At 65.4% G+C, this 13,224-nt stretch carries 9 protein-coding genes and 1 pseudogene; 2 read left to right on the top strand and 8 right to left on the bottom strand.

The window, feature by feature from the left end; genetic code table 11:
- Positions 1-7 precede the first annotated feature (7 nt).
- From SPI01S_RS16690 to SPI01S_RS23430, 8 genes and pseudogenes are all read right to left on the bottom strand, one after another.
- The gene (locus SPI01S_RS16690) at positions 8-409 is read right to left on the bottom strand and encodes a hypothetical protein (protein ID WP_066725170.1); all 402 of its coding nucleotides are present in this window, start codon (positions 407-409) and stop codon (positions 8-10) included.
- Positions 390-641: a hypothetical protein gene (locus tag SPI01S_RS16685; RefSeq protein WP_066725167.1), complete on the bottom strand. Its 252-nt coding sequence runs from the start codon at positions 639-641 to the stop codon at positions 390-392. The genes SPI01S_RS16690 and SPI01S_RS16685 overlap by 20 nt, the downstream gene beginning before the upstream one ends.
- On the bottom strand, positions 638-844 hold the full coding sequence (locus SPI01S_RS16680; RefSeq protein WP_066725165.1) for a hypothetical protein: 207 nt from the start codon (positions 842-844) through the stop codon (positions 638-640). The genes SPI01S_RS16685 and SPI01S_RS16680 overlap by 4 nt, the downstream gene beginning before the upstream one ends.
- Positions 845-1,922: 1,078 nt before the next feature.
- The gene (locus SPI01S_RS16675) at positions 1,923-3,269 is read right to left on the bottom strand and encodes a sensor histidine kinase (protein WP_066725162.1); all 1,347 of its coding nucleotides are present in this window, start codon (positions 3,267-3,269) and stop codon (positions 1,923-1,925) included.
- A gap of 3 nt (positions 3,270-3,272) precedes the next feature.
- Positions 3,273-3,977 carry a response regulator transcription factor gene (locus tag SPI01S_RS16670; RefSeq protein ID WP_066725159.1) on the bottom strand — a complete coding sequence of 235 codons (705 nt, stop codon included), beginning with the start codon at positions 3,975-3,977 and terminating at the stop codon, positions 3,273-3,275.
- A gap of 120 nt (positions 3,978-4,097) precedes the next feature.
- Positions 4,098-4,649: a DUF4142 domain-containing protein gene (locus SPI01S_RS16665; protein ID WP_066725346.1), complete on the bottom strand. Its 552-nt coding sequence runs from the start codon at positions 4,647-4,649 to the stop codon at positions 4,098-4,100.
- 107 nt (positions 4,650-4,756) lie between these two features.
- Positions 4,757-6,202 carry a S41 family peptidase gene (locus tag SPI01S_RS16660; protein WP_174539122.1) on the bottom strand — a complete coding sequence of 482 codons (1,446 nt, stop codon included), beginning with the start codon at positions 6,200-6,202 and terminating at the stop codon, positions 4,757-4,759.
- 410 nt (positions 6,203-6,612) lie between these two features.
- Positions 6,613-7,394, bottom strand: a pseudogene (locus SPI01S_RS23430) (IS5 family transposase).
- A 245-nt stretch (positions 7,395-7,639) separates the two neighbouring features.
- Between SPI01S_RS23430 and SPI01S_RS16645 the strand changes: the two are divergent.
- Complete coding sequence (locus tag SPI01S_RS16645) at positions 7,640-10,369, top strand: TonB-dependent receptor (RefSeq protein WP_066725150.1); 2,730 nt, start codon at positions 7,640-7,642, stop codon at positions 10,367-10,369.
- Positions 10,370-10,706: 337 nt separating this feature from the next.
- On the top strand, positions 10,707-13,224 hold a 2,518-nt coding region (locus SPI01S_RS16640), incomplete at its 3' end, for a TonB-dependent receptor (RefSeq protein WP_066725147.1).

Raw genomic sequence — 13,224 nt, 5'->3', positions numbered from 1 at the left:
GCTCTTTTCATGCTCTCGGCGTGGCCCGCCGGCGCTGGCTGGCCGCACCCATCGAGCAGCCGTGGCGGCGACAGAATTGCTCCAGCGTCATCGTGTGCAGATCGTCCGCTCGGGCTGCCCACCAGGCGTTCCACTCGAAATGCAGGTCCAACTCGGCGCGCAGGCGCTTGATGGTGCTGGCGCCAATTGGCAGCACGATATCCCGCGGGCGCTCGACCGACTGCAAATACTCGGCGAGCGCAGCCGTGGTAATGACGCGCGGGTTGCCGGGGCCTACACCTTCTACGGGCCAGCCAAGCGGCAGCGCAAAACCCTGACCGCTGGGTCGAAACTCAGATACCAGCCATTCGGTGCCGTAGACATCGGTGATACGGTCGACCGCCAGACTTTCACGGGTTGGGCGGGGCATTATTCTCTCCGTCCAGCATTGCCTGCGCCTTGCGCTGGTCTAGCGTACCGATCGCGCCGGTGGGCAGCTGGATGACCAGCGATCCGGAGGCGAGGCGCAGTAGCCGCCCCTGATCCTCGCCGCGCTGGATGTAGCCGAGCGCTTGCGCTCCCGCCGGGGTATGCCAACGGATAAGCTCCAGCGCGCGAGGCGCTGGAGCGAGAAGGGTGATGCGCGAGCGATGGCGGCTCAAAACTGGGTGATCACTTCGCCGTCGATCTCAATCGAAATGATCTGCGCATCTTCGGCCTGGCGCAGCGCCTTGTAGGCGGGGGTGCGGCGGGCTTCTTCAAGGATCGCCTGGACCAAGCCATAGGCTTCGATTTCGCGTGCCCGCGGGGTAACCTGAATGTCGGTCTTGGCGGCGTCATTCATGGTGGCGATGTAGCTGGTCATTGTCTTGTTCCAACCCCTGATCCGGCGAGGTGCCCGATCGGCGATCACCGCCGATGCATTCCTCCTATGCTTCATCTTAGGTTGTGTAAAGCGAATAATGATGAGCCACGCGCGGAGATGCCTGCATATTGTGTGTAACATTGTTGTGTGAGTGAAAGGGCTGAGCCCCACCGCATGACCGCAAATAGACTGGGCCAGCACCCGCCGGGAGCGCCGTAGGGAGTGGGCGTGATCGTGGTGCGAATCTCAGCCGCCGAGCCAGATCGACCTTCATGCGGTCTCCAGCGGCTCGGGCGCCCACCCCCTGCCCCCTCGACCACTGCAACCCCGAAAAGAGCGCTTTTCCCCCCGCCTCGCCCGCCCCCTTTTCGTGCCCCTTTTGATGCAGTCTATCGCCGCTGAGCCGCCCTCAGAGGGAGCAGGCGCGATAACGTGATGCGATCTGATGCAGCTAAGGCTGCTCCCTGCCGGGCCTCTTGCACAAGAAGATGATGCGTCAGCGCGACGCTTTCCTACCCTCTAGGGGGCGGGAAGACATAATTTCGCTGATCTGCTGCCTTATGTGATCCTAAGTCACTGATTTAGCAAACTTAAAATGTTATAGCTGAGGCATAATCAATGTTAACCTCAGGGACGAGAAGCGTGGCAAGGTACTGTAAATGAACGATTATAATTTCTAGAAAGATTATATCACTCCACCATAACCCGGTTATATCGAGGTCAGCTATTTTGTTAGGTCAAAAGTGGCGGAAAACGGCCGATGTTATGGATGTTATAGCTATCCCGCGTGCTACTCTCCCTCTCGGCTAGGGGGGCGCATTATGCCTCCTGTCCAAGCCGGACAGCTGCAATGCCGAGCATGGATGCGCTTGATGCGAGATCGTGCCGCTAGTTCTGGTATCGCGCTGGTATCGCAAACAGCCTTATGTTCTTCGCTTGTTCGCGCCATTCGGGAGTAGCAATCGACGGAAATCTGCCGTTTTCGTCAACCTAGAATGCAATCGCACTGCAGAGGTCAGGGGTTCGATTCCCCTCAGCTCCACCAGCCGCCTTCTACCCTTCCCGACAGTCCGAACGATCAGGCCGCCAGCGCCAGCCGCAGCGTAACGCGCAGGCCGGGGCGCGCATCCTCCAGCGTCAGCGTGCCGTGGTGCAGCCGGGCGATCGCCACTGCGAGCGGCAGGCCCAGCCCGTGCCCGCGCGTGTGCCGGCTGGCGTCGAGCCTTCCGAAGCGCCGCAGCGCGCGGTCTCGGTCCGCGGCGGGGATGCCGGGGCCGTCGTCTTCGATGCTGAGCAGCGCCGCGCCGGCCTCGCGTCGCACCGCCAGCCGCACGGTGCTGCCGGCAGGCGTATGGGTGACGGCATTCTCGATCAGGTTGACCACCAGCTGGGTAAGGAGGCGCGGATCGCCCTCGACCGGCACCACCATGTCCGGCGACAGGAAGGTGAAGTCGCGACCGCTTTCGGTAGCTACCAGTTCCAGTCCTTCGCCCACCTCGCCCGCGAGCGCGGCGAGGTCGACGCGCTCGAAACCCGCGCGGCGCTCGCCACCCTCGATTTCGGTGATGCGCAGGATGGCGGCGAAGATCGCGAGGATCTCCTCGCTCTCGGCCACGGCATCGGCCAGTTCCTCCCGGACTGGCGCCGCCTCCGGCGCGACGGCCAGCGCCGCCAGCCGGCCGTGCAGCCGCGCCAGCGGGGTGCGCAGGTCGTGGGCGATGTCGTTGGAGATGCCGCGCATGCCGGTCATCAGGTCGCCGATCCGGTCGAGCATGCGGTTGAACGTCACCGCCAGCCCGCCAAATGCGCTGCCGGGCCGGTTCACCGGCACCCGCGCGCGCAGGTCGCCGTCGATGATCGCCTCGGCGGTGCTGCCGATCGCCGCGATGTTGATGCGGATCGCGCGGATCAGCGCGAAGGTGCCGATCAGCAGCAGCGCCACCACCGCGCCGAAGCCCATCGCCAGGATGCGCACGCGCCGGTGATCGTGCTGGTCGACCGGTTCGCTTTCCGCCACGAGTGCCAGCGTCTCGCCGCCGGGCAGCCGCTTCACCCAGGCCCTGCCGCGGCTGAGGCCGGGGATCGCCGCGTCGTGCCGGAGCGTGGAGACGCCGATCGGCAGCGGATGCGCCGGCGCGATGTTGCCGGCGATCACCCGCCCGGCGGAATCGCGTAGGAGGAAGCCGATATCGGCGCTCTCGCGCTCGCTGCTCTCGCGGGTGATGCGCCGGGCGATTTCGGGCAGGTCGGCATTGCCCTCCAGCAACTCGCGCGCCTCGCCTTGCAGTCGCAGATCCACCTGATGATCGATCGCGTCGAGCAGCGCGAGGTACACACCCACGCCGGCGAGCGTCGTCGCGGCCGAGAGGCCGAGCGCGAAGGCGATCGCGATCCGCCCGAGCGAATGGAGGCGCCGCCGCGGCACCGCTCAGGCGCGGAACATGTAGCCCACGCCCCGCACCGTCGCGATCGGATCGGGCAGGCCGGGCATTTCCAGCCGCTGGCGCAGCTTGAGGATGTGGACGTCGACGATATTGGTGGTCGGCACGAAGTCGTAGCCCCAGACGCGTTCGATCAGCATCTTGCGCGACAGCACGCTGCCCGCCTCGCGGACCAGCTCGGCGAGTAGCTTCAACTCTGTCTTCTGCAATTCGATCGGCTTGCCGGCGCGGGTGACGCGGTGGCGCAGCACGCTCACGGTCACATCGCCTGCGCTCAGCGTCGCATTGTCGGCTGCGGGCGTGCTGCGGCGGCGCAGCACCGCGCGGATGCGGGCGTTGAGCTCGTCGATCTCAAACGGCTTGACGATATAGTCGTCGGCGCCGGCCTCCAGGCCTTCCACCCGCTCCTGGGTCAGCCCCAGCGCGGTGAGCAGGATCACCGGCGTCTCCACGCCTTCGGCGCGCATGCGGCGCAGGACTTCGACACCCTCGATCGCGGGCAGCATGCGATCGAGCAATACCGCATCGAACTGCGCGCGGGCGAGGGTGGCGATCGCCGCGCGCCCGTCCTCCGCGCTCTCCACGTCATAACCCAGCGCGGACAGCTGCCGGACGAGCAGCGCGTTGAGCTGGGCATCATCCTCCACGACGAGGATGCGGACGGCGGCGGGCGTTTCGGACGGGGACTGCATGACGGGCACCCTTAGGACGGACGCCTGTTCCTAACCTTACAGTCCCGGCGGGTCGACCCGCCGCGCACGAAGCCTGTCTCGGCGGCGATCGTGCATCCCGGCTGGCAGGTGCGAGGCCGCTCAGCCCTTCGGCAGCTGGGCGAGCAGATCGATGTGGCGCTGCACGATGGGCACGGCGGCGGCAGCCACCTTGCGCAGCGCGGCGTTGTCGCCATTCTCCGCATAGCCGGAATGGAGCGCCAGCGCTTCCTGGTGCGCCATGCGCTGCTGGCGAAGATAGGCGGCATCGAACTGCGCGCCGGACAGGCCGCGCAGCTCGTCGATCATCTTCTGCTGCCGCGGTTCGAGCGCCGGGGGCGGCGGGGTCATGCCGGCGGCGCGGGCAGCGCTGGTGAGCTGCTGCGTCGTCATGTCATGATGCTCGATCATCATCTGGCCGAACTGGCGGACCGCCCCGCTTCCCGCCTTTTGCTGCGCAAGACGGGAGGATTGGATTTCGTACAGGTCGCCGGCGCCGGCCTTGCGGGCATAGCCCATCGCATCGCGCGGCATCGTCATCTGCGCCGGTGCCATGGGTTCGGTTTGCGGGCCTGCCCGGCTGGGCGCCTCGGCGGCCGTGGCAGCCGTCATCGCTAGCGACGCGAAGGCGCCGCACAGGATCATTGTCTTCATCATTTCCCTCCTGGACGTGCACGGTAAACCGGCCAGGCAGGCGATGGTTGCAAATTAACCTTTATCTACTTGCGGTTACTTGCGATCTTCGGCGCCGTTGACTTGCGTCAGAACAGGCCCGGCACTTCGCGCTGAGCGGTGCTGGGGCGTTCGGGCGTCAGCAGTTCCCTGGGCGCTGCCGCCAGCCGGGCAAAGCCGGTGCCGCCGATCGGGGTACAGCTGCGTCCGGCGACGAAATCGAGCGCGGCCTTCACCGACGCCTCCCGCACATCGCCCAGCGGTTGCGACAGATCGTCGGCAGCCGCGCAGCTCGCCTCGACGTTGCTGGCGAGGCCGCTGAAATAGCTGCCCTGCCGATTGGCGTTCTGCGTGGCGAAGGCGATCACGCGCAGCCGATCGTCGCATGCCGACTTGTCGATCGCGACCTGCCCGACCGGCTTGCCATAGGTGTTGGTGCCGACCAGCCCCAGGTTCGCGCGGAAATAGGGGATCATCCCGTTGATCACCAGCTCGCTGGCCGAGGCGGTGGCGCGCGTGCCGATGAAGGCAATGCGCGTGGGCGTGATCGATTCGGGCTTGGGCGCGAACAGGCGCACGGCGTCGTTCGCCGACTTCTCCGGCCGGAAGCTGGTATAGTCGAACACGTCGGTAGGCGCGCGCGCGCCCCCCAGCAGGTCGCCGAACAGTTCGGCGACCGCGACGAGGCCGCCGCCATTGTAGCGCAGGTCGACGATCACCTTGTCGATCCCCTGCGCCTTGAACGTCGCAAAGGCGCTGCGCAGCGCCGGATCGGCGGTGGTGATGAAGGTCCGCAGGTTGACATAGCCGACCCGCCCGCCGCCGTTCGGATCGGTCAGGACCTGTGCGCCATATCGGCTGGAGACCGGGGTGAGGGTAAAGTCGGACTTGGCCAGGGTGACGGTGCGGATGCTGCCGTTCGCATCCCGCACCCGCAGCACGCGGGTGGTGCCGCTGGTGTCGGGACCCAGCGCCGCCTGCACGCCGGCCGACCCTTGCGCCGCCATGATGTCGCTGACGTCGCGAAGGTCGTTGCTGGTAGTGCCGATCGCCAGGATCTGCGCCCCGCGATCGATGCCGGCCTGCAGTGCATTGCCGCCCTCGAAGCTCTCCGCGACGGTGATGGTCCGCATGCCGTCGCTGGTCAGGCGGAAGCCGAAGCCGGCGCTGGAGCCGCTGGAGTAATAGGCGTTCTCCTCGGCGATCGAGGTGAGATAGGTGAAGTAGCGGTCCCGCCCCTGGGCGCGCGCCGTGGCGGTCAGCGCATCGAGATAGGCATCGGCGCTGGTATAGCCTGCCGGATCGAGGCTGGCGGGCAGCGTCTCGGGGAACAGGTACCATTCGCGCATCGTGGCCAGGATCCAGTCCTGGCGCGCGCGCAGCGTGCAGGCACTGGCGGCAGGGGTGGGGCTGCTCGTGCCGGTGCCGGGCTGAACGACGGTCCCCGAGGAGCCACTGCCGCCGCCGCCCCCGCCGCATCCTGCCAGCAACGCAGCCAGCACCATCCCCGAAACGCTTGAACGCACGAAACGCATTGTCATCCCCCGTCTTCGGGGACGCAGACTAACCGCGCGTCAGATGGAAGGCCATAGGCTGCCGTACGCTGGGAACGACTGTTCGCACCCGCCCCTTCGCCGATGCGGCAGGCGCGGCGTTAATCCCATTCGCTCGATCGTGCCGGTCGTGCCGTTTTTCAGAGGTTCCGCATTGACGCCAAAGGCTTCATTCGATCTGGCAGCAGATCGTGAAAGGCCGCTTCCCGGCGATCCGGCTCAATGCCATGCGTGACATGCCCCACATCGTAGCGCGCGCTGGTGTGGGAAGTGCGCTGGCTGCGCTTGGAATGTGCCAGAACAGCGCCTCCCGGCGATGGCCGCAGGATGCTAACGTCTTGAGATTGCTGAGAGGGCGCAAACCCGTGTGCTAGCGCAGCTCCAGCTCAGGGCTAGGTCGTGTTGACAAAGTTGGGCAGCCACCGGCGGATGGCGGCGAGATTGAGGAAATTGGCGAACGATAGAGCGGTCTTGTCGTAGCGGGTGGTGATGCGGCGTTGATGCTTGAGGTAGCCGAACATGCGCTCGATGCGATTACGATCCCGGTATCGACGGAAGTCGCAGGCGATGGGCTCGCGCCGGTTGGCCTTGGGCGGGATGATCGGCAGGATACCGCGGATCAACAGGTTCGCCCGGACCACATCGCCGTCATAGCCTTTGTCGGCCAGCAGCGCGTTTGGCTTGTTGACCGGCAGCGCCATGAGGTCATCGACAGCGCCGTAATCCGACGTCTCGCCGCCGGTCAGGATGAAGCCAAGAGGACGTCCCTGATTGTCACAGCGGGCATGGACTTTGCACGTAAAGCCGCCGCGTGATCGACCAAAAGCCTCCTTATGAGTCCCCCTTTAGCGCCCGCTGCCGAAACATGGCCGCGAACCGTGGTGCTATCGATCATGTGCTGCCAGTCGTCGGTCAGCCCGAACTCGACCAGCGTGGCCAGCATCGCATCCCAGACGCCTTGTTCCGCCCAACGCCGGAACCGCACATAGACCGAGTTCCACTTGCCGCAGCGCTCGTGCATGTCGCGCCAGGGGCAGCCAACCCGCAGCACATGCAGCATGCCGTTCAGAAATCGCCGATTGTCATGGGCGGGTCGCGCCTTTCGGCCGCGCTCGGACGGCAGCAGACCTTCGAGCACCGCCCATTCCTCGTCCGTCAGATCGCCACGCGCCATTGCCGCTCCCTGCAAAGATCAGCCTCCATTGTTTGGTGAATAAGATGAAAATAGATTACTAATTTCATTTCCAATGCAGGAATAGATATTTGCATTAATTGTGATTGCAATATTATTGCAACAATTGTCACAAAAAATTAACAAATTTCTTTTGTCCCCGTTGCATGCAGGCCGCCCTCTACCCGGTCGAACCGCGCACACCGTGCGACACGTAACGACCTAATCTACGGGGGACATCGAAGATCATGTTGAACAAGCGCACCCTTTGGCTGGTGACGACGGCGCTCGGCTGTGTCGCGCAGCCCGCGCTGGCGCAGGACCAGCAGGCCACTGCCGACGCGCCGCAGGACATTGTCGTCACCGGCTATCGCGCCAGCCTGGAGCAGGCCCGCGACATCAAGCGCAAATCGGCGATCATCCAGGATTCGATCGCGGCCGACGACATCGCCGCCTTCCCCGATCTCAACCTCGCCGAGGCGATCCAGCGCCTGCCCGGCGTCGCGATCAACCGCGAAGCGGGCGAAGGCCGCCGCATCAGCCTGCGCGGCCTCGGCCCTGATTTCACCCGCGTCCAGCTGAACGGCATGGAAGTGCTGGGCAATGTCGATTCGCCGCAGGACAGCCGCGGCCAGAATTCGCGGGACCGCGCCTTCGACTTCAACCTGTTCGCCGCTGAATTGTTCAACCGCGTCGATGTCGAGAAATCGTACCAGGCGATCCAGACCGAAGGTGGCCTGGCGGGCACCGTCGGCCTGCACACCGGCCGTCCGTTCGACTATGCCGGCACCAAGGCGGTGCTTTCCGCCCAGCTGGGCACCAACACGCTGACCAAGGACGCGCAGCCGCGCTTCACCGGACTGCTGTCCAAGAACTGGGGCAATTTCGGCATCCTGATCTCGGGTGCGTACAGCCACCGCAATACGCGCGAAGAGGGCTTCGATACCTATCGCTGGCGCCGCAACAAGGCGAATGGCAGCGACATTTCGGCGCTAACTGCGGCTGAGCAGGCCAAGGTCAATTCGGGCGACCTGCGCTTCGCCCGCGGCAACCGTCTGTCGGTGTGGGACAGCACCCAGGATCGCCTGGGCCTGACCGCCGCGATCCAGTGGAAGCCCAGCGACAAGATCAACCTCGCGCTCGACGGCCTGTACGGCGAGTACAAGGCCGATCGCTTCGAGACTCACCTCGCCTCGCGCGGTGGTGGCGGCTCGACCTGGCTGGGCGGCGCGCAGACCTTTGCGGGCGTGACCTACAAGAACTCCAAGATCAACCAGATCCACTGGAACGACCAGAACGAGGTCGACTATCTCGACGTCGACGGCGCCAACACCGCGACCGAAACGCGCACGCAGAAGACCAAGAACATCTTCAAGCAGCTGGTGCTGAGCGGCGATGCCGAGCTGAGCGACAAGCTGAAGTTCTTCGTCACCGGCGGAGTCGAGCGTTCGAGCTACGACATGCCGATCAGCGACAAGTTCTACCTCGAAGCCTATGGCGGTGTGGCCTCGGACTATCGTGGTGGCACCTACTCCCTAGTAAACAGCTACAAATGGGACACGGGCAATCCGGCGCTGTGGCACGCCCACAACCTGCTGATCGGGTCCAACTATCAGGAATCGGCGTTCGACACTGCCAAGGGCCGGTTCGAATATGCGCTGAGCCCCGACGACAATCTGTCGTTCGGCGGTGAATGGCGGCGGTTCGAAAACAGCGGGTACAGCCGTGGTGGCCAGGTCAACGTCTATCAGACCGAGTTCCAGACCGGGAAGGTGAGCGCCAACATCGCCAACTATGCACAGGTCTATACCGGCTATAGCGGTCAGGACTGGGTGGTCGTCGATTACAACAAGGCGCTGAGCCAGCTCGGCATCGATCGCAACGCCTATCTTGGCCCGAAGCTGAGCGTCTACGGGGTCGAGGAGCGTACTGGCGCCGGTTTCGCGCAATATGACTGGGACCATCACCTTGGCAGCCTGCCGTTCCGCGGCAATATCGGCCTGCGCTATTATCGCACCGACCTGACCTCGAGCGGCGTGTCGAGCGGGCCGCTAGGCAGCGACAACGCAAGCATCAAGAAGCACTATGACGGCGTACTGCCGGCGATGAACCTGACGCTGGAACTGCAGCAGGGCCTGCAGCTGCGCGTATCGGCCGGCAAGAACATCAACCGTCCGACGTTGAGTGCCCTGGCGGCCAATGCGTCGGTGACGCGGACCGACGACGGCACCTACAGCGTCTCGGTCGGCAATCCGGAGCTGAAACCGTATAAATCCACCGACCTCAACGTGTCGCTCGAGCATTATTTCGGGCGGGTCGGCTATGTCGCGCTGGGCGGCTTCTACAAGCATCTCGACGGCTTCATCGCCACCAAGACGCTGTCGAACGTGCCCTACAGCGTCACCGGCCAGCCGACCACACTGGCGCCGAACCTGACGGCGAATACAATCATCGCCAGCTATTCGATCCCGGTGAACCTGGACGGCACCGATCTGGCGGGCGTGGAACTGGCGGGCCAGGCCGACTTCACCTTCCTGCCGGCACCGTTCGATCATTTCGGCGCCAGCGGCAACTTCACCTATCTCGATGCGAAATACGACTATCGCAAGGTCTATGGTTCGGACGCGATCCGCACCACGCTGGAAGGGCTCAGCCACGTCAACGCCAATGCGACGCTCTATTACCAGGACGCCAAGTTCGATGCGCGCGTCTCAGTCAACTACCGCAGCCGTTATGTCTACAGCGCGGCGCCGGTATCGACGAGCCTGGGCAAGGATCAGGATCTCAGTGGTTATGCCCCGACCACCTATCTGGACGCGTCGGCGCACTACAACCTGACCAGCAAGATCCAGCTGACCCTCGACGCGATCAATCTGACCAACCAGCGCGAGAAGCAATATTCGGACAGCACCCAGCGCCTCTACGTCGTCACCCGTTCGGGAACGACGGTGATGGGCGGCGTCCGCATTTCGTTCTGAACCTGGCCCGGGGAGGGACGGTGTCGCCGTTCCTCCCATGCCTGGGTCAACAATCTGTCATGTTCGACTGGTACCCGCACCGGCGGAGGCAAAGGGTCTGCGCGGGCATCGTCTATCGTACCGGTGGGTTTCAGGAGCGGTGCTGATCCTGGGATTGCTTTCGCCTGTTGCCGCCCCGTGCCAATCGCGTTCTACCGCCGAGCAACGCCGTATTCGCTTCGACGTGCCGCCCGGTCCGCTGGCGGAGGTGCTCGGCGCCTTGTCCCGCCAGGCCGGTGTAGAAATTCTCACCGCGCAATCCGCCTCGATACGCGTTGTACGGCGTATCCGCGGGCATATGACGATCGACGCGGCCATTACCCGCGCGATCACCGGTCTGCCGCTGGCCGCACGGGCGGCGGGGGGCGGCTATGTCGTGGTGCAGAGGCCCGCCCCGCCCGATATCGGCGCAGTCCTGCCGCCGTCGCCCGAACCGCCGCTGATCGTCGTGACCGGATATCGCGAGGCGGTGCGCCAGTCGGTCGCGATCAAGCGCCTTGCGCCGGGGGTGCGCGAAGCGACCCGCGCACAGGACATCGCCGATTTCCCGGATCGCAACGTCGCCGATGCATTGCAGCGGCTGCCGGGCGTTGCGATCAGCCGCGACAATGGCGAGGGGCGGCAGGTGTCGCTGCGCGGGCTCGGCCCGCTGTTCACCCGCACCACGCTCGACGGCATCGACGCGCTCGCCACCACCGCCTCGGGCTTCGACAATCGCGGATCGGTGAGCCGCGAGCGACGCTTCGACTATTCGGTGTTCGAGGCCAGCCTGGTCTCGCAGGTGGTGGTGGAGAAGAGCTGGTCGGCCGATGCCGATGCCGGCGGGATCGGTGGCACCGTCGCGTTGCAGACGGTGCGTCCGTTCGACCGGCCGGGGAACGAGACGCTGGTGTCGCTGCGTGCCCGGTCCGGCGGCAACGGCATGGCGACGACGCCCCAGGGCACCGTGGAGTTGTCGCGTCGCAACGCGCACTGGGGGGCGCTGGTCGCCGCGGCTTTCAGTCGCAACCATGTCGCCGAATATGGCTATCGTAACTGGGACTGGGCGCCGATCACCTTCGGTGCCGCCAATCTCGGGAGCGACATCGCGCCCGAGCAGCGCGGCCGGCTGACGGGGGCTCGCGGGCGCCCGGTCTATGGCCCGCGCGCATCGACCTATTCGAGCTGGGTCAACCGGCTCGACCGTCTCAACCTCGTCGCGGCACTCCAGCATGCCGGCGACGACGGGTCCGAGCTGGCCGTCGACTGGGTGCACGCAGCGCTTGCCGATCATCGGGACGAGCGATCGCTGGCGGCGGCGGGCGACAACGGCCTTACCGGCAACGTCACCGGCACGCAGCGCCTGCTCGCCGCGACCATCGTCGGCGATACGCTCGCGGCGGCACGCTATTCGGGCGTCGACCTGCGCACCGAGGCCAAGCGGACGGAGGATCGTACCCGGTTCGACCAGGCGACGCTCTCGCTGCGGAAGCCGATCGATGCCGTGACGATCGCGCAGTTGACCCTCGGCTACAACAGATCGGCGTTTCGCGGGCCGGTGTTCGACAAGGTGTTCCTGCAGACGCGGAACCGGGATTTCGCTACGATCTCCACCGGTGGCGCCCCGCGAAACGTGTATGGCTTCGATCCAGCCGGTCCTAGCGTCTGGAGTCTGATGCGCGCCGACGCACGCGAGGATGCGATCGATAACAGCAACGCCCAAGCGCGCCTGACCATGGATCGCACGCTGGCGCCCGGGCTGATGCTGCGCGCTGGCGGCGGCTGGCATCGCTTCGCCAACAGCGGCTATCAGCGGCGTACGCGTGTCGACTATTCCGATGGCCGGCCGGCGGTCACGACGCTGTTCAGCGGGCCGACGCTTGCGCCCTATGTGATCGCCGATGTCGATGCGACCTATGCCGCCACCGGTCAGCGACGGGACCTGAACGTCGGCGACAATGTTCCCGGCACCGATTACCGGCTGCGCGAGGAAAGCACGGCAGTGTTCGCGCTGCTCGATTGGGACGGGCGTCTCGGCGCGCTGCCGCTGCGGTTGCGCGGGGGGCTGCGCTATGAGGCGATCACCACCCGGTCGACGGGGACTGCGACCAGCGACATGCTGGCGGCCCCGGTCACGCACGTCACCGACAGCCGTGCCTGGCTGCCCTCGCTGGAGGTGCGGTTGAATTTGAAGCAAGACCTGGTGCTGCGCGCGGCAGCAAGCGAAAACGTGAACCGGCCCGACGTCGCAGACCTGCGTGCCGCAGCGGTGGTGTCGGTCTCGCCTTTTGGTGGCACGATCACGGCCGGCAATCCCGATCTCAAGCCGTTCCGCGCCCAGTCCCTCGACCTCGCGCTGGAACGCTATGGCGCCGGCGGCGGGGTGATCGCGGCCGGCCTGTTCTACAAGCGCATGAACTCGTTCATCACCTCGGCGACGACGGTGCAGCCCTATGTCGCCACCGGATATCCGCTGACCTTCCTGTTTCCCGGGCAGAGCGTGACCACGCTGTTCAACGTGGTGCGTCCGTTCAACGGCGGGGGAGCCGCTATCCGCGGCGCCGAGCTGACGCTGCAGCAGGAATTGCGCTTCCTGCCGTTGCCGCTCGACCGGCTGGGCGTGCAGCTGAACGGCACCTATGTCGATGGCCGGTCGGACGTGGTCTATGCCGGAGTGCCGGTGCGGCTGACGCTGATCGACCTCTCGCGGTGGCAGGGCAATGCGACGCTCTACTATACCGGCCGCGGCTGGGATGCGCGCATTGCGCTGGCCTATCGCGACCGCTATCGCACCGCGATCGGCAACAGCGGCAATATCGGCGAGTGGATCGCGCCCG

It is taken from the genome of Sphingomonas pituitosa NBRC 102491 (assembly GCF_001598435.1).
Lineage (GTDB): Bacteria > Pseudomonadota > Alphaproteobacteria > Sphingomonadales > Sphingomonadaceae > Sphingomonas > Sphingomonas pituitosa.
This window is presented reverse-complemented; position numbering and strand designations above follow the sequence as displayed.